The following is a 16896-nucleotide window of genomic DNA, read 5'->3' as shown; positions in this document are numbered from 1 at the left end:
GAAGGATCATATACGATCCGGGTAACAAGTCAAGAGCCATCGCGGAAGGAGTTCCATGACTGTCCTCTCCGACCTCCCCCACACCCCGGGGAAAATCATCGCGGTCCACACCGCCTTCGAGTCACGGGCCGCCCAGCGTGGGCGTCGCCCCTCCCAGCCCTCCTACTTCTTCAAAGCCCCCAGCTCGCTTTCTGCTTCCGGCGCCACGGTTGAGCGCCCCGCGGGCACCGAGCTCATGGCCTTCGAGGGGGAAATCGCCCTCATCATCGGCACCCCCGCCCACCGGGTCTCCCTCGAGGAGGCCTGGTCCCACGTCGGATGGGTCACCGCCTCCAACGACCTGGGCATTTATGATTACCGCCCCCACGACAAGGGCTCCAACATCCGCTCCAAGTCCCGCGATGGCTACACCCCCCTGGGCCCCGCTCTCCTCGACGCCCGCTCCATCGACCCCACCTCCCTGCGCATCCGCACCTGGGTCAATGGTGAGCTCGCCCAGGAGGGCGGCACCACGGAGTCGGACCTCATCTTCCCCCTCGCGCAGTTTGTCGCGGACCTCTCCCAGCACATGACCCTCGAGGAGGGGGACATCATCCTCACCGGCACCCCGGCGGGCTCCACCGTCATCGTGCCCGGTGATGTGGTGGAAGTGGAGGTCGACGTGCCGAGCACCGGGGAGAGCACCGGGAAGCTGCGCACCACGATCGTCGAGGGCCCGGGGGACTTCGATCCCGCGCTCGGCATGCTCCCGCGCACCGATGAGAAGCAGGCGGAGGATGCCTGGGGCTCGCGCGAGGCCGCCGGGCTGCCGTCGAACCCCACGGCCCTCAGTGAGGAGCTGCGCGCCAAGCTTGAGAAGGCGCCGACGGCCGGCCTGTCCGCGCAGCTGCGCTCGCCGGGGCTCAACAACGTCATCATCGAGGGCGTCTACCCGCAGACTCCGGGCACGAAGATGGTCGGCGTGGCCGCCACCCTGCGCTTTGTCCCCAACCGCGAGGACCTCTTCCGCAGCCACGGCGGCGGCTTCAACGCGCAGAAGAAGGCCTTCGACTCCGTCCGCGAGGGCGAGGTGCTGGTCATCGAGGGCCGCGGCGAATCCGGCTCGGCCACCCTCGGCGATGTTCTCGCCCTGCGCGCCCAGCAGCGCGGCGCGGCGGGCGTCGTCACCGACGGAGGCGTGCGGGACTATGCCGCCGTCGAGGAGATCGGCCTGCCGGTCTTCTGCGGCAACCCGCACCCCGCCGTGCTCGGCCGCAAGCACGTGCCATGGGAGTCCGGGGTGGCCGTCGCCTGCGGCAACGCCACGGTGCTCCCGGGGGATGTCATCGTCGGCGATGACGATGGCGTCATCGTGATCCCGCGTGACCTCGTGGAGGAGGTTGTCGACGCCGCCCTCGCCAAGGAAACCCAGGACGAGTGGGTGGCGGCCCAGGTCGCGGAGGGACACTCCCTCGATGGCCTCTTCCCGCCCACCGGAGAGTGGAAGGAGAAGTACCAGCGCTGGCTGGACGAGAACGCCCAATGATTTCCCCCGATGATCCCCGCTTCGACGGCATGACCAAGGCCGAGCGCGCCTACCAGCTGCTCAAGTACCGCATCACGCGCAACGAGTACGCGCCCGGGCACCGCCTGGTGCTGTCCACGCTCGCGGAGTCCCTGGGCTCGAGCGTCGTCCCGGTGCGCGAGGCCGTCCGCCGCCTCGAAGCGGAGGGGCTTATTGACTACCTCCCGAACGTCGGCCCCCGCGTGGCCATGGTGAATGACAACATGTACACCGACTGCATGCAGCTCATCGCCATCCTCGAGGGGGCGGCCACCGCGCTCGCGGCGCCCCACCTCACCGAGGAGGACCTCGCCCGGGCCCGGGAGCTCAACGAGTCCATGCGGGAGAGCCTCGCGGCCTTCGACCCGCGGGCGTTCACCACCCTCAACCGGGCGTTCCACGAAACACTGTTTACCCGCTGCCCGAACACCGACCTCGTGGAGCTCATCGAAAACCAGTGGGAGCGGCTCGACTACCTGCGCGAATCGACCTTCGCCTTCGTGCCGGAGCGGGCGGAAGCATCGGTCCATGAGCACGACACCCTCATCGTCATGATCGAGGCCCGCGCCGACCCCGAATACATCGAAAAGCTGGCCCGCCAGCATCGACTCCACACCCTCGAGAAATACCTCACGACGCGTCACTCCCGACGCCCCGACACCCACCCCCACGACCAGGAGGAATCATGACTGACACCCTGTCCGCCAAGCCCGCCGACCTGCCCGAGAAGATCCAGCACTACATCGGCGGCCGCTTCGTCGACTCCATCGATGGTGACACCTTCGAGGTCCTCGACCCCGTCACCAACGAGCCCTACATCACCGCCGCCTCCGGCAAGGAAGCGGACATCAACGCCGCGGTGGAGGCCGCGAAGAAGGCCTTCGCCGAGGGCCCCTGGCCCACCATGCTCCCCCGGGAGCGCTCCCGGGTGCTGCACCGCATTGCGGACATCGTCGAGAGCCGCGAGGACGTCCTCGCCGCCTGGGAGTCCTTCGACTCCGGCCTCCCGATCACCCAGGCCAAGGGCCAGGCGCGCCGCGCCGCGGAGAACTTCCGCTTCTTCGCGGACCTCATCGTCGCGCAGTCGGATGACGTGTTCAAGGTGCCCGGGCGCCAGGTGAACTACGTTAACCGCAAGCCCATCGGCGTCGCGGGGCTCATCACCCCGTGGAACACGCCGTTCATGCTCGAGTCCTGGAAGCTCGCGCCGGCGATCGCCACCGGCAACTGCGTCGTCCTCAAGCCCGCGGAGTTCACCCCGCTGTCCGCCCAGCTCTGGGCCGGCATCTTCGAGGAGGCCGGGCTGCCGGAGGGCGTGTTCAACCTCGTCAACGGCTTCGGCGAGGAGGGCTACGCCGGCGACCCGCTGGTCAAGCACCCCGATGTGCCGCTCATTTCCTTCACCGGCGAGTCCCGCACCGGGCAGATCATCTTCGCCAACGCCGCCCCCTACCTCAAGGGCCTGTCTATGGAGCTCGGCGGCAAGTCCCCGGCCATCATCTTCGAGGACGCTGACCTCGAGGAAGCCGTCAACGCCACCATCTTCGGTGTCTTCTCCCTCAACGGCGAGCGCTGCACCGCCGGCTCCCGCATCCTCGTCCAGCGCTCCGTCTACGACGAGTTCGTCGAGCGCTACACCGCCCAGGCCAAGCGCGTGAAGGTGGGCCTGCCGAGCGACCCGGCCACCGAGGTCGGCGCCCTCGTCCACCCGGAGCACTACGAGAAGGTCACCTCCTACATCGAGATCGGCAAGAAGGAAGCCACCCTCAAGGCGGGCGGCGGCCGCCCCGAGGGCTTCGAGAAGGGCAACTTCGTCGAGCCCACCGTGTTTGCCGACGTCTCCCCCGACGCCCGCATCTTCCAGGAGGAGATCTTCGGGCCCGTCGTCGCGATCACCCCCTTCGACACCGAGGAGGAGGCCCTCGAGCTCGCCAACAACACCAAGTACGGCCTCGCCGCCTACCTGTGGACCTCCGACCTCAAGCGCGCCCACAACTTCTCCCAGGCCATCGACGCCGGCATGGTGTGGCTCAACTCGAACAACGTCCGTGACCTGCGCACCCCCTTCGGCGGTGTGAAGGCGTCTGGCCTCGGCCACGAGGGCGGCTACCGCTCCATCGACTTCTACACCGACCAGCAGGCCGTGCACATCAACCTCGGCAAGGTCCACAACCCCGTCTTCGGCAAGGCTGACAAGTAGTCGCCAGCCGCCTCACCCCAAGGAGAACCCCCATGACTACCACCACCCCCACCGCCCCCGACATCCTCCGCTGCGCCTACATGGAGATCATCGTCACGGACCTCGCGAAGTCCCGCGAGTTCTACGTCGACGTCCTGGGCCTCGTCGTCACGGAGGAGAACGACAAGGAGATCTACCTCCGCAGCCTGGAGGAGTTCATCCACCACAACATCGTCCTGCGGGAAGGCCCGGAGGCCGCCGTCGGAGTCTTCTCCTACCGCGTCCGCACCCCGGAGGACGTCGACCGCGCCGAGGAGTTCTACAAGGCCCGCGGCTGCCGCACTGAGCGCCGCAAGGAGGGCTTCGTCAAGGGCATCGGTGACTCGGTGCGCGTCGAGGACCCCCTGGGTTTCCCCTACGAGTTCTTCTACGAGGTGGAGCACGTCGAGCGCCTGGCCTGGCGCTATGAGCTCTACACCCCCGGCGCACTCGTCCGCCTCGATCACTTCAACCAGGTGACCCCGGACGTCCCCACCGCCTGCGCCTACATGGAGGACCTGGGATTCCGCATCACCGAGGACATCCAGGACGAGGAGGGGACCATCTACGCCGCGTGGATGCGCCGCAAGCCGACCGTCCACGACACCGCCATGACCGGCGGCGACGGCCCCCGGATGCACCACATTGCCTTCGCGACGCACGAGAAGCACAACATCCTCGCGATCTGTGACAAGCTCGGCGCGCTGCGGCTCTCCGACCACATCGAGCGCGGCCCCGGCCGCCACGGCGTGTCCAACGCCTTCTACCTGTACCTGCGTGATCCCGACGGGCACCGCGTCGAGATCTACACGCAGGACTACTACACGGGCGACCCGGACAACCCGGCCGTCCACTGGGATGTGCACGACAACCAGCGCCGCGACTGGTGGGGCACCCCCGTCGTCCCGTCCTGGTACACGGATGCCTCGCGGGTGCTCGACCTCGACGGGAACATCGTCCCGCTGGTCTCGCGCACGGATGCGTCCGAGATGGAGGAGACCATCGGCGCCGACGGCTTCTCCTACACTCGGCGCGAAGAGGGCGAGGATTCCATGCCTCGCTGGAAGCAGGGCGAGTACAAGCTCGGCCACCAGATGTAAGAGGAGGACCCCATGCTCACGGATGCTCAGGTCACGCAGATCGCGGATGATCTCGCGGAGGCCGAACGCAACCGCACGATGATCCCGCTGCTCACCGCCCGCTTCGACGGGATGACGGTGGAGGATTCCTACCGCATCCAGAACGAATGGCGGCGCCGCGGCGAGGAGGCCGGCCGGCGGCTCGTCGGCCGCAAGATCGGATTGACCTCCAAGCCGATGCAGGAGGCCACCGGCATCACCGAGCCGGACTATGGTGCCATCTTCGCGGACATGGTCTACGAGAATGGCTCCGTGATCGAGCACGAGCAGTTCTCCAACGTGCGCGTCGAGGTGGAGCTGGGATTCCTCCTCAAGGAGAAGCTCGAGGGTCCCGACGTCACCGTGTTCGACGTGCTCCGCGCGACGGAATACGTCACCCCGGCGCTGGAGATCCTCTCCTCGCGCATCGAGATGGAGGGCCGGACGATCGTCGACACCATCAGCGACAACGCCGCCATGGGCGCGATGGTCTATGGTGGCCGGCCGGTGAGCGTCGACGCCGTGGACCTGCGGTGGGTCTCCGCGCTCCTCTACCGCAATGAGACGATCCACGACTCCGGCGTGGCCGCCGCGGTGCTCAACCACCCGGCGACGGGCGTGGCCTGGCTGGCCAACAAGCTGGCCGAGCACGGCGATCACCTCAAGGCCGGGGACTTCATCCTCGCCGGCTCCTTCACCCGCCCCATGTGGGTGGAGCCGGGCGACACAGTCCTCGCCGACTACGGCGAACTGGGGACGGTGACATGCCGCTTCAGCTAGCCCCCACCTTCGCCGCCCGCCTCGCCGAGTCCTCCCACTGCCTCCGCGGCCTCTGGGTGTGCTCCGGCTCCCCGACGGCCGCCGAGATCATCGCCGGCTCCGGCTGCGAGTGGGTCCTCATCGACGGCGAGCACTCCCCCATCACCATCGAGGGCACGCTCTCCCTCCTCCGGGCGGTGGCCGCCTACCCGGCCACCCCGGTGGTCCGGGTGCCGGTCAATGACACCGTGCTCATCAAGCAATTCCTCGACCTCGGCGCCCAGAACATCATGGTCCCCATGGTGCACACCGCCGATGAGGCCGCCCGCGCGGCCGCGGCCATGCACTACCCGCCGCGCGGCGTGCGCGGGGTGGGAAGCGCCCTCGCCCGATCCTCCCGGTGGAACCTCGTTCCCGGGTACCTGCCCGAGGCCTCGTCGACGGTGAGCCTCATCGTCCAGATCGAGTCCGCGGAGGCCGTCGAGAACGCGGCCGCTATCGCCCGCACCCCGGGCGTCGACGCCCTCTTCATCGGCCCCTCGGACTTGGCGGCCTCGATGGGGATGCTCGGCGAGCAAACCCACCCCGATGTCGTCGACCGCGTCACCCGCACCATCGCGGCAGCCAAGGAGGCGGGCCTCCCGGTAGGCGTCAACGCCTTCAACCTGGCGCAGGCCCGCGAGTACGTGGCCGCCGGGGTGGACTTCGTGAACATTGGCGCTGACGTGCAGATTCTCGCCGGCGGCGCGCAGGAGAAGCTGCGTCAGCTCCAGGACTCCCCGGAGGAGGAATCCTAGGAGGCGACTCTCCCCTCCCCCGAGCATCGGCCCGGACCCGGTCCCTCGCGGACCTGGCCCGGGCCGTTCGCTGTGCGCGTCGGACCTGGTGCGGGCAGCAGGACGCCCCGCGGAGGTCCAGGCCTCGCGCGGGGCGTAGGCGTCGGGAGCGATCCCGGCGCTAGCTCACGACCACGATGAGGTCGCCACCTTCCACCTTGGTCGGCTGGTGGAGAACCACACGCTCCACGGTGCCATCCACCGGGGAGGTGATGGTCGCTTCCATCTTCATCGCCTCGATGACGGCCACCGGATCCCCAGCCTTCACCTCATCGCCTTGCTGCGCGGTGACATTGACGACGCCGGCAAACGGGGCGGCCACGTGGCCGGGGTTGCCGGGGTCGGCCTTCTCCGCGTCGGCGGTGACGGAGTCCACGGAGCGGTCGCGCACCGTGAGCGGGCGGATCTGCCCGTTGACGTTGAGCACGACCCGGCGGAAGCCCTTGTCATCGGGCTCACCGACGGCGTCGAGCCGCACGACCATCGGCGGGGTGTCGCTATGAGCGAAGCGGATGACACTCTCCTCGCCCTCCTTGAGGCCGTAGAAGAAGACGCGATCGTCGAGGGCCGAGGTGTCCCCGAAGAGACGACGGTGCTCGTCGAACTCCGCGACCTGCTTGGGGAAGAGCAGCCGGTCGAGGGACTTGCGCCGCGTCTTGTGATCCTCGGAGGCGAGGTTCTCCTTCTCTTCCTCCGGCACCTCGACGAGCGCGGAGCTCTGCGAGGAGCGGCCGGCCAGCGCCTTCTCCCGGAGGAGCGGCCAGCCGCCGGGCGGGGTGCCGAGCTCTCCGCGGAGGAAGGAGATGACGGAGTCGGGGATGTCGTACTTCTGCGGGTCATTGGCGAAGTCCGCTGGGTCCACGCCCGCGCCCACGAGGTGCAGCGCGAGGTCGCCCACCACCTTGGAGGAGGGGGTCACCTTGGTCGGCCGGCCGAGCATGTCATTGACCGCCGCATAGTAATCCTCGATGAGCTCGAAGCGATCCCCGAGCCCCAGCGCGTTGGCCTGGGTGCGCAGGTTGGACAGCTGCCCGCCGGGGATTTCGTGCCGGTAGACGCGGCCCGTCGGCCCGGGCACGCCCGACTCGAAGGGGGCGTAGAGCTGGCGGACGGCCTCCCAGTAGGGCTCGAGGTCACCGACCGCGTCGAGGGAGAGCCCGGTGTCGCGCTCCGTGTTCGCGAAGGCCGCGACGATCGCGGAGAGCGAGGGCTGGGAGGTCGTCCCCGCCAGCGGGGCGCTGGCACCGTCGACGGCATCCGCCCCCGCATTGGCCGCCGCGAGGTAGGTGGCCAGCTGCCCGCCCGCGGTGTCGTGGGTGTGGACGTGGATGGGCAGGTCGAACTCGTGGCGCAGCGCGGAGACCAGCGTGGAGGCCGCGGCCGGGCGCATGAGGCCCGCCATGTCCTTGATCGCGAGGACGTGCGCGCCCGCGTTGACGATCTTCTCCGCCAGGTGCAGGTAGTAGTCGAGGGTGTAGAGGTCCTCGTGCGGATCCATGAGGTTGCCGGAGTAGGCCATCGCGACCTCCGCGATGGTGGTGTTGGTCTCCAGCACGGCGTCGATGGCCGGCCGCATCTGGTCCACGTCGTTGAGGGCGTCGAAGATGCGGAAAATATCGATGCCGGAATCCGCCGCCTCCTGCACGAAGGCCTTGGTCACGGTCTCGGGGTACGGCGTGTAGCCGACGGTGTTCCGCCCGCGCAGCAGCATCTGGATGTTGACGTTCGGCATCGCGGTGCGCAGCTTGTCCAGCCGCTCCCACGGATCCTCGTGGAGGAAGCGCATGGCGACGTCATAGGTCGCACCACCCCAGGCCTCGACGGAGAGCAGCTGCGGGGTCAGCCGGCCCACGTGCTTCGCCGCCGCGACGAGGGCGGAGGTACGAATGCGGGTCGCGAGCAGCGACTGGTGGGCGTCGCGGAACGTCGTGTCCGTCACGGCGAGGGCTTCCTGCTGGCGCAGCTTCTCAGCGAACTTCACCGGGCCGAGTTCCAGCAGCTCATCGCGGGATCCGCGCGGCAGCGGGTCATCGACGAGCTCCGGCAGCTTCGTCTGCGGGCGCAGGTCCGTGGGCCGCTCCCCGTGTGGCTTATTCACGGTGACGTCGGCGAGGAAGTCCAGCAGGCGCCCCGGCTCATCATCGGCGCCCGGGGCGGAGAGCAGCCACGGGTGCTCGGCGATGAAGCCGGTGGAGATGCGCTTGGTCTGGAAGTCCTCCTCGCGGAGCAGCGCCCGGAGGAATCCGATGTTGGTGGCCACGCCGGAGATCGTGAACTCCGAAAGAGCGCGCTGCGCGCGGGTGACGGCCGTCTGGAAGTCCGAACCGCGGCAGGTCATCTTGACGAGCATGGAATCGAAATTCGGGGAGATCTCGCCGCCCAGGGTGGCGGCCCCGTCGAGGCGAACGCCCGCGCCGCCCGGGGAGCGGTACGCGGTGATCGTGCCGGTGTCCGGTCGGAAGCCGTTCGCCGGGTCCTCGGTCGTGATGCGGCACTGGAGGGCAGCTCCGTGCAGCTCGATGGACTCTTGGCTCAGCCCCAGGTCCTCGAGGCTCGCGCCCGCGGCGATGCGCAGCTGGGCCTTAACGAGGTCCACGGAGGTGACCTCCTCGGTCACCGTGTGCTCCACCTGGATGCGGGGGTTCATCTCGATGAAGACGTGGTTGCCCTCTTCATCGACGAGGAACTCGACGGTGCCAGCCCCGCGGTAGTTGATCGAACGGCAGAAGGCGACAGCATCCGCGCAGATGCGCTCCCGCAGCTCGGGGTCGAGGTGCTGGGCCGGCGCGATTTCCACCACCTTCTGGTGGCGGCGCTGAAGCGAGCAGTCGCGCTCATAGAGGTGGATGACGTTGCCGTAGTCATCACCGAGGATCTGGACCTCGATGTGCTGGGGGTTAATGACGGCGCGCTCGATGTAGACGTGCCCGTCGCCGAAGGCGGCCTCGGCCTCGCGGGAGGCTTCTGCGGCGAGGCTCGCGACGTCCTCGGGGCGCTCAATGAAGCGCATGCCGCGGCCGCCACCGCCGGCGACGGCCTTGACGAAGATGGGGAAGGTGAAGTCCTTGGACATCTCGACCAGCTCGTCGATGTCCGTGGACGGCTCGGAATCGCCCAGCGTCGGCAGGCCGGCGGCCTTTGCCGCCTCGACTGCCCGGGCTTTATCGCCGGTGAGCTCGAGCGTTTCCGCCCGAGGCCCGACGAAGACAATCCCGTTCTCCTCGCATTCCTGGGCGAGGCGGGAGTTTTCGGAGAGGAATCCGTAGCCGGGGTAGACGGCGTCGGCCCCCGTCTTCTTCGCGGCGCGGATGATTTCGTCGATATCGAGGTAGGCCTTCACCGGGGAGCCTGCGGTGCCGATACGAACGGCCTCGTCGGCGAAGGATCGGTGGAAGGAGCTGCGGTCTTCCTTGGGATAGACGGCAACGGTATGCGCTCCGGTTTCCACCGCGGCCCGGAATGCGCGGACGGCGATCTCGCCGCGATTGGCGACAAGAACTTTAGAGAATGAGGGAAGGGCTGGCTTTTCCACGGAAGGGGTCCTTTCAGGGGGACTCGTCAGAGAGATCCGTTCACATCATGAACTTTTATCGTACTGGACTGTCGATATCTCACCTTCTTCGCAGGATTTCTCCCCCACAAAGGAGGGGGAATCCCACATTATGCGCCAAGGGTATTCATGTTTGAAGCCGCCGACGGGTCACGCCCCGTCGGCGGCTGTCATGGGTGCATCGCTGGCGATGCGGTGCCCCTCGGCATCAGGTCACTCGACGTGTTAGTCGATGGACTTCGCGGGGACGGAGCGCTGATCCGGGCCGTTGTACGCGGACAGCGGGCGGATGAGCGAGTTGTTCTCGTTCTGCTCGATGATGTGGGCGGTCCACCCGGTGATGCGGGCCATCACGAAGATCGGGGTGAAGAACTCCACCTCGAAGCCGAGCAGGTGGTAGGTCGGGCCGGAGGGGAAGTCCAGGTTCGGCATGATGTGGATAGAGGTGTTCTCGTACATGGTCTTGGCCATGATGTCGTACATCTCGATCCACTTCTCGCCGCCGTGGCGCTCCGCCACCTCGCGGAAGGCCGCCTCCATGGTCGGCACGCGGGAGTCACCCTTCTTGTAGACGCGGTGACCGAAGCCCATGATGAGCTCCTTGCGGGACAGCTTGTCCTTCACCCACTGCTCGGCCTTGGCCGGGTCACCGATCTCCAGCATGTGGTGCATGACGGCCTCGTTCGCGCCACCGTGCAGCGGGCCCTTGAGAGCGCCGATAGCGCCGGTGACCGCGGAGTAGGTGTCCGACATCGTGGAGGTGATGACGCGGGCGGTGAACGTCGAGGCATTGAAGGAGTGCTCGGCGTAGAGGATGAGGGACTTATCGAAGGCCTCGATGTCCGCGCGGTTGTTCGCCGGGGAGCCCTCCCCCTTCCCGAACACCATGTAGAGGAAGTTCTCGGCGAACCCCATCTTGGTGTCCGGCTCGATGTAGCCCTCGCCGCGGCGACGACGAATGTCGAGCGCGACGACCGTCGGCAGCTTCGCCATGAGCTCGAGGGAGGTGCGGCGAATGTGGTCAGAGTCCTTGGTGTAGGACTCGGGATCCTGGGCACCGATGTAGGACACCGCGGAACGCAGCACGTCCATGGGGTGGCAGCTCAGCGGCATCGACATGACAAGGTCGATGAGCCCGCGATCAATGTGACGGAGCGCCTTCTCGCGGATGGAGAAGCGGCGCAGCTCGTCGCTCGAGGGAAGCTCGCCGTTCCAGAGGAGGTACGCCACCTCTTCGAAGGTGCAGTAGCGAGCCAGCTCCTGGACCGGGTAGCCCTGGTAGAGCAGGGAGTTCGTCTCCGGGTTGACCTTGGAGATCGCGGTGTAATCGGCGACGACGCCGGCAAGACCGCGGCGAACCTCGGGAGCATCCTGAGTCATGGTGATTGTCCTTCCTCTGATTATTTGTTGGGGTCGTAGGTGTCCACCGAGTAGGTGAAGACCTGCTGATCGAACGCGTTGTACTCCGCATAACGGAGCAGCTCGTAGAGACGCGAGCGGTGCTGCATCCGGTCGAGCCACCCGGTCTGGGTGCCGGTGTCGCGGATATCCTTGAGGGCCTCCTCCACCTGCCCCATCGCGATGCGCAGGGTGGTGACCGGGTAGATCACGGCGTTGTATCCGATGTCCTCAAGGGTCTGCGCGCTGAGCAGCTCGGTCTTGCCGAACTCCGTCATGTTGGCCAGCAGCGGCACGTCGACGGCGGCACGGAACTTCTCGAAGTGCTCGGGCTGGTGAAGCGCCTCGGTGAAGATGAGGTCGGCGCCAGCGTCGGCGTAGGCCTTCGCGCGCTCGATAGCGGAGTCGATGCCCTCGACGCCGGCGGCGTCGGTCCGGGCGCAGATGATGAAGTTCTCATCGCGGCGCTCGTTGACCGCGGCGGTGAGGCGGCGGACCATGAGCTCGGTGGGGACGACCTCCTTGCCGTCCAGGTGGCCGCAGCGCTTGGGGTTCACCTGGTCCTCGAAGTGGCAGCCGGCGATTCCGGCGTCCTCGAGCTCACTCACGGTGCGGGCGGCGGACATGGGCTCACCGAAGCCGGTGTCCGCGTCGACGATGACGGGAAGGTCGGTGGGGCGGGCGATCTGGCGGGCGCGCTCGGCAACCTCGGTGAGGGTGGTGAGGCCGATGTCCGGGAGCCCCAGGTCAGCGGCGACGACAGCGCCGGAGACGTAGACGCCCTCGAAGCCAGCTTCCTGGATGGCGCGGGATACCAGCGGGGAGAACGCGCCGGGGAGGCGCTGGATCTTCCCGGAATTCAGGCCGGCGCGCAGGGCGGCGCGGCGTTCAGTGGGGGTGACAGTGCTGGAGTAGAGTCCCGACATTGTTTAGAGAAGTCCTTCCGGGGTCTCGGGGGCCTGGGCGAGGACGTCCTCGTCCAGCTCGATGTTCAGCTGACGGAGATCATCCAGGTTGGGCAGCGACTGGACGGCGTCGAGGAAGCGGTTCTGCTCGGACTCGGAGACGACGCCCTCAGCCAGGGTGCGGAACTTCTGGATGTACTGCTCGCGAGCGAAGGGGCGGGCGCCCAGCGGGTGAGCGTCGGCGACGGCCAGCTCATCCTCGATGACGGTGCCGTCCTTGAGGGTGATGACCGCGCGGGCACCGAAGGCCTTCTCATTCGGGTCATCGGAGTGGTAGCGGCGGGTCCACTCGGGATCCTCGACCGTGGAGATCTTGCGCCACAGCTCGATGGTCTCGGGGCGGTGCGCCCGCTCGGGGGCGTAGGAGCGCTCGTGGTGCCACTCGCCATCCTCGAGGGCCACCGCGAAGATGTACATGATCGAGTGGTCGAGGGTCTCGCGGGAGGCGTCGGGATCGAACTTCTGCGGGTCGTTGGAGCCGGTACCAATGACGTAGTGGGTGTGGTGGCTCGTGTGCAGGACGATGGACTCGATCTGCGAGAAGTCCTCGATCCGGTCGCGCATCCGGCGGGCGAGGTCGATCGGCGCCTGGGACTGGTACTCCGCGGAGTGCTCCTTGGTGAAGGTCGCGAGGATCGCCCGCTTCTCCTCCCCCTCGGCCGGCAGCGGGATGGTGTACTCGTGGTCCGGGCCGGCGAGCATCCAGGCGATGAAGCCGTCCTCGCCCTCCCAGATGGGGGCGGGTGCGCCCTCGCCGCGCATCGCGCGGTCCACGGCCTCGATGGCCATCTTGCCGGCAAAGGCCGGGGCGAAGGCCTTCCAGGAAGAAATGAGGCCCTTGCGGGACTGGCGGGTGGCCGTCGTCGTGTGGAGAGCCTGGCCGATGGCCTGGTAGATGGTGTCGACGTCGAGGTGCAGCAGGGTGCCGATACCCGCGGCGACCGACGGCCCGAGGTGGGCGACGTGGTCGATCTTGTGGGCGTGGAGGCACATGCCGCGGACGAGGTCAACCTGGATCTCGTAGCCCGTCGCAAGGCCGCGGATGAGGTCACGGCCAGTGGAGCCGCGGTGCTGGGCGGCGGCGAGGATGGCGGGGATGTTGTCGCCGGGGTGGGAGTACTCGGCGGCGAGGAAGGTGTCGTGGAAGTCGAGCTCACGGACGGCGGTGCCGTTGGCCAGCGCCGCCCACTCGGCGGAGAAGCTGCCCGGGATACCGAAAACGGCGGCGCCTCCGGCGCTCACGGGGTGGGCCTCAGCCTGGCGGCGGGCCACAGTCACCGGGCGGCGGAGCACAGACGCCGCGGACACCGACGCATTGTCGATGATGCGGTTGATGATCATGTCCTCCGTGTCGGCCGGAACCTCAACGGGGTCGGCAGCGACTTTCGCGATCTTGTACGCGAGGTGCTCCTCATAGGGGAAGTCCTCAGCGGAGCGGTGGGTCCTGACCTTGTGGTCAATCATCGGGATAGGCCTCCTGGATGGGACGTGGAGAGAGTCAATCTGTGTTACGCCCCTCATGCTAGGGCAGTTTCTGTGGGTCCCATCACTGTAAATGAAGCGGAATTTTGTGTCATGCCTTCTGCGAGTTTGCAAAAATTGTGGAATCCGCAGGTATTCGCGTATTTTGAGAGTGTGGAGCTCTTCTCCAGCAGCCCCGGAGACGGCCTTTTTCGCACGCTTCACACCACCCCCGCTACCCCCAGTAAACAGATCACCATTTCACCATGGTGTCCGCTTTCCTAGGAGACTCCCCCTCATGGCCAAGATCTACGCCGGCGCCCGGATCCGCACCCTGCGCACCGGCCTCGACCTCACCCAGGTGGAGATGGCTCGGCAGCTCAACATGTCCACGAGCTATCTCAACCAGCTCGAGAATGACCAGCGGCCCATCACCGCGACGGTGCTCATGAGCCTCATCTCCACCTTCAATGTCGACGCCACCTACTTCTCCCCCGACCGGGACGCCCGACACATCGCCGACCTCAGCGCCACCTACCCCTCCGTCCCGGTTGAGCAGTGGCGGGACCTCATCGCCCGCTACCCGGACGTGGCGCAGGCACTGATTGATCGCGCTGAGCCCTCGTCGGAACCTCACCCCGGCCCCTTCGAACAGGTGCGGGACTTCTTCTACGACTCCAACAACTACATTGACCAGCTCGATCGGCTCGCGGAGCAGGGGGCGAGCGAGCTCGGGCAGGCGCAGATCCGCCTCACGCGCCTGGCGGCCGCGCTCGATCGCGACCTCGGCGTCACCGTGCGCTACCGGCGCCACGCCACCGGGCCCCGCCGCGTCTTCGACCCCGAGCGCCGGGAGGTCAACATCCGCGCCGACCTCACCGAGGCACAAATGTGCTTCCAGCTGGCGCTGCAGTACGGGCTCCTCGCCCACAGGGAGTTGCTTGAGCGGCTGGCCTCGGACAACTTCCCCGAGGATGAGGAGGCCCGGCGCGTCGCGGTGCTGGGCCTCGCGCAGTACTACGCGGCCGCCCTCACCCTCCCCTACGAGGACTTCTTCCACACCGCCGAGGAGTACCACTACGACATCGACCGGCTCTCCCGGCACTGGGGCGCGGGGATCGAGACGATCTGCCACCGCCTCTCCACCCTCCAGCGGCCGGGCTCCAACGGGGTGCCCTTCTTCTTCGTCCGCACGGACCGGGCGGGGAACATCTCCAAGCGTCAATCGGCGATGAGCTTCCACTTCGCCCGCAGCGGCGGGAGCTGCCCCCTGTGGGTCATCCACCGCGCCTTCGAGACCCCCGGGAGGGTGACGAGGCAGGTCGCGGAGATGCCCGATGGGCGTCGCTACCTCTGGGTGGCGCGCACCATCGCGGGCAGGGTCCGCGAGTTCGGGGCCCCGCGCAAAGAGTTCGCGGTGGGGCTTGGCTGCGAGCTCAGCCAGGCGGACCGGCTCATTTACAGCCGGGGCCTCGACCTCTCCCCCGAGTCCGCAACCCCCATCGGCCCCGGCTGCGAGTGGTGCGTGCGCTCCCAATGCCCGCAGCGGGCCTTCCCCCAGCGGCATCGGCCCATCGCGCTGAACCTCGACATCAGCGTCGATGAGCCCTATCGCACGCTGCCGATGCGGCCTAGCTCAGGTCGTCGTGCGCCACGAGGCGGCGGGCGGCTTCCGTGATGGAACCCGAGAGCGAGGGGTAGACCGCGAAGGTCTCCGCCAGGTCAGAGACCGTCAGCTGGTTGGACACCGCGACGGCGATGGGCAGGATGAGCTCAGAGGCCGTCGGCGCTACGACAACACCGCCGATGACCAGGCCCGAGTTCTTCCGGCAGAAGATCTTCACGAAGCCGTGGCGCAGGGCGCGCATCTTCGCGCGGGGGTTCGTCTCGAGGGGGAGGACGACCTCCCGAGCGGATACCTCGCCATCGGCAATCTGCTTGTGCGTGATGCCCACGGAGGCGATCTCCGGGCGGGTGAACACGGCCTGGGCCACCGTCTTGAGACGGATGGGGGACACGCCCTCGCCGAGCGCGTGGTAGATCGCGATGCGGCCCTGCATCGCCGCCACCGAGGCCAGCGGGAAGAGGTCCGTGCAGTCACCGGCGGCGTAAACACCCGGCACGGATGTGCGGGAGACACGGTCCACCTTGATCCGCCCCGAGCGGTCCCGCTCCACGCCGACGAGGTCCAGGCCCAGGTCCTCCGTATTCGGGATGGAGCCCACCGTCATGAGAGCGTGGGAGCCGCGGATCTCGCGCCCGTCCGAGGTCTTCACGATAACCTCATCGCCCTCCCGGGTGACGGTTTCCACCCGGGCATGCTTCTCCAAGTGGACGCCGCGCTCGGAGAGCACCGTCTCGAGGGTGTCCGCGGCGTCGGCGTCGTCGTGGGGAAGGATGCGGTCGCGGGAAGCCACCATGGTGACCTTCACACCCATCTCCGCGAAGGCGGAGACAAACTCCGCACCCGTCACACCCGAGCCGACGACGATGAGGTGCTCGGGCAGCTCCTGCAGGTTATAAATCTGCTGCCAGGTGAGGATGCGCTCCCCATCGGGCTGCGCGCCGGGGAGGATGCGCGGGCGGGCGCCCGTCGCGATGAGGACAAGGTCGCATTCCAGCGTCTCCTCCTCCCCCGAGGCGTGATCCACCTTGATGTAGTGGGTGGTCTGTTTGGCCTTGTAGTCATCGAAACGGGCGCGCCCCTCGATGACCCGCACGCCCACGCGCTCCATCTGCGCCCGAATATCGGAGGACTGCTGGTGCGCCAGGGCCTGCACGCGCTTGTTCAGCACATCGATGTGCAGGTGGGCCTCACCGATGCCCTTGTCCAGGCCCATGTCGTCGGCACGGCGAAGGTCGGTCTTAATCCCGGTACCAGCGATAAAGGACTTCGAGGGAACGCAATCGAGGATGACGGCCGAGCCGCCCAGGCCGCGCTCCTCCACGAGGGTGATCTCCGCCCCGTACTTGGCCCCCGCGAGAGCCGCCTCGTAGCCGCCGGGCCCGCCGCCAATGATGACAATTCGATTGCTCACTCGTTCTCCT

12 protein-coding genes are annotated in these 16896 nt (G+C 67.5%); 7 read left to right on the top strand and 5 right to left on the bottom strand.

Annotated features, from left to right (window positions below; genetic code table 11):
- Positions 1 to 55: 55 nt before the first annotated feature.
- From L1O03_RS02375 to L1O03_RS02350, 6 genes are read left to right on the top strand one after another with little or no spacing between them, the layout of a single operon-like run.
- Positions 56 to 1525: a fumarylacetoacetate hydrolase family protein gene (locus tag L1O03_RS02375; protein WP_236117804.1), complete on the top strand. Its 1470-nt coding sequence runs from the start codon at positions 56 to 58 to the stop codon at positions 1523 to 1525.
- Complete coding sequence (locus tag L1O03_RS02370; protein ID WP_236117803.1) at positions 1522 to 2232, top strand: GntR family transcriptional regulator; 711 nt, start codon at positions 1522 to 1524, stop codon at positions 2230 to 2232. Before L1O03_RS02375 ends, L1O03_RS02370 begins: the two co-directional genes overlap by 4 nt.
- The gene (hpaE, locus tag L1O03_RS02365) at positions 2229 to 3743 is read left to right on the top strand and encodes a 5-carboxymethyl-2-hydroxymuconate semialdehyde dehydrogenase (protein WP_236117802.1); all 1515 of its coding nucleotides are present in this window, start codon (positions 2229 to 2231) and stop codon (positions 3741 to 3743) included. Before L1O03_RS02370 ends, hpaE begins: the two co-directional genes overlap by 4 nt.
- 32 nt (positions 3744 to 3775) lie before the next feature.
- A complete protein-coding gene (gene hpaD, locus L1O03_RS02360) occupies positions 3776 to 4861 on the top strand; it encodes a 3,4-dihydroxyphenylacetate 2,3-dioxygenase (RefSeq protein ID WP_236117801.1) in 1086 nt (361 codons plus the stop codon).
- A 12-nt stretch (positions 4862 to 4873) separates the two neighbouring features.
- On the top strand, positions 4874 to 5659 hold the full coding sequence (locus L1O03_RS02355) for a fumarylacetoacetate hydrolase family protein (protein ID WP_236117800.1): 786 nt from the start codon (positions 4874 to 4876) through the stop codon (positions 5657 to 5659).
- Positions 5644 to 6435 (top strand): HpcH/HpaI aldolase family protein, encoded by a 792-nt coding sequence (locus L1O03_RS02350; protein ID WP_236117799.1) that lies wholly within the window; start codon positions 5644 to 5646, stop codon positions 6433 to 6435. The genes L1O03_RS02355 and L1O03_RS02350 overlap by 16 nt, the downstream gene beginning before the upstream one ends.
- 160 nt (positions 6436 to 6595) lie before the next feature.
- Here the strand turns inward: L1O03_RS02350 and L1O03_RS02345 are convergent, their stop codons facing one another.
- From L1O03_RS02345 to prpD, 4 genes are all read right to left on the bottom strand, one after another.
- Positions 6596 to 10006: a pyruvate carboxylase gene (locus tag L1O03_RS02345; RefSeq protein WP_236117798.1), complete on the bottom strand. Its 3411-nt coding sequence runs from the start codon at positions 10004 to 10006 to the stop codon at positions 6596 to 6598.
- A gap of 243 nt (positions 10007 to 10249) precedes the next feature.
- The gene (locus tag L1O03_RS02340) at positions 10250 to 11404 is read right to left on the bottom strand and encodes a bifunctional 2-methylcitrate synthase/citrate synthase (RefSeq protein WP_236117797.1); all 1155 of its coding nucleotides are present in this window, start codon (positions 11402 to 11404) and stop codon (positions 10250 to 10252) included.
- A 20-nt stretch (positions 11405 to 11424) separates the two neighbouring features.
- Positions 11425 to 12348 (bottom strand): methylisocitrate lyase, encoded by a 924-nt coding sequence (gene prpB, locus L1O03_RS02335; RefSeq protein WP_236117796.1) that lies wholly within the window; start codon positions 12346 to 12348, stop codon positions 11425 to 11427.
- Positions 12349 to 12351: 3 nt separating this feature from the next.
- Entirely contained in the window at positions 12352 to 13851 is a 1500-nt protein-coding gene (gene prpD / locus L1O03_RS02330; protein WP_236117795.1) for a 2-methylcitrate dehydratase PrpD, read from the bottom strand.
- 295 nt (positions 13852 to 14146) lie between these two features.
- Between prpD and L1O03_RS02325 the strand changes: the two genes are divergently transcribed.
- A complete protein-coding gene (locus L1O03_RS02325) occupies positions 14147 to 15526 on the top strand; it encodes a short-chain fatty acyl-CoA regulator family protein (RefSeq protein ID WP_236117794.1) in 1380 nt (459 codons plus the stop codon).
- On the opposite strand, the gene L1O03_RS02320 is transcribed toward L1O03_RS02325, so the two are convergent.
- The gene (locus L1O03_RS02320) at positions 15480 to 16886 is read right to left on the bottom strand and encodes an NAD(P)H-quinone dehydrogenase (RefSeq protein WP_236117793.1); all 1407 of its coding nucleotides are present in this window, start codon (positions 16884 to 16886) and stop codon (positions 15480 to 15482) included. The genes L1O03_RS02325 and L1O03_RS02320 overlap by 47 nt on opposite strands.
- Positions 16887 to 16896 lie beyond the last annotated feature (10 nt).

This window comes from Corynebacterium uropygiale (genome assembly GCF_021568315.1).
GTDB lineage: Bacteria > Actinomycetota > Actinomycetes > Mycobacteriales > Mycobacteriaceae > Corynebacterium > Corynebacterium uropygiale.
The sequence above is the reverse complement of the archived record's forward strand: the minus strand, read 5'-3'. Positions and strand labels throughout refer to the sequence as shown.

Excerpts from the sequence above, each read along its gene's own strand:
- L1O03_RS02375 (WP_236117804.1), top strand. The coding sequence starts at position 56 with ATGACTGTCCTCTCCGACCTCCCCCACACCCCGGGGAAAATCATCGCG.
- L1O03_RS02370 (WP_236117803.1), top strand. The coding sequence starts at position 1,522 with ATGATTTCCCCCGATGATCCCCGCTTCGACGGCATGACCAAGGCCGAG.
- hpaE (WP_236117802.1), top strand. The coding sequence starts at position 2,229 with ATGACTGACACCCTGTCCGCCAAGCCCGCCGACCTGCCCGAGAAGATC.
- hpaD (WP_236117801.1), top strand. The coding sequence starts at position 3,776 with ATGACTACCACCACCCCCACCGCCCCCGACATCCTCCGCTGCGCCTAC.
- L1O03_RS02355 (WP_236117800.1), top strand. The coding sequence starts at position 4,874 with ATGCTCACGGATGCTCAGGTCACGCAGATCGCGGATGATCTCGCGGAG.
- L1O03_RS02350 (WP_236117799.1), top strand. The coding sequence starts at position 5,644 with ATGCCGCTTCAGCTAGCCCCCACCTTCGCCGCCCGCCTCGCCGAGTCC.
- L1O03_RS02340 (WP_236117797.1), bottom strand. The coding sequence starts at position 11,404 with ATGACTCAGGATGCTCCCGAGGTTCGCCGCGGTCTTGCCGGCGTCGTC.
- prpB (WP_236117796.1), bottom strand. The coding sequence starts at position 12,348 with ATGTCGGGACTCTACTCCAGCACTGTCACCCCCACTGAACGCCGCGCC.
- prpD (WP_236117795.1), bottom strand. The coding sequence starts at position 13,851 with ATGATTGACCACAAGGTCAGGACCCACCGCTCCGCTGAGGACTTCCCC.
- L1O03_RS02325 (WP_236117794.1), top strand. The coding sequence starts at position 14,147 with ATGGCCAAGATCTACGCCGGCGCCCGGATCCGCACCCTGCGCACCGGC.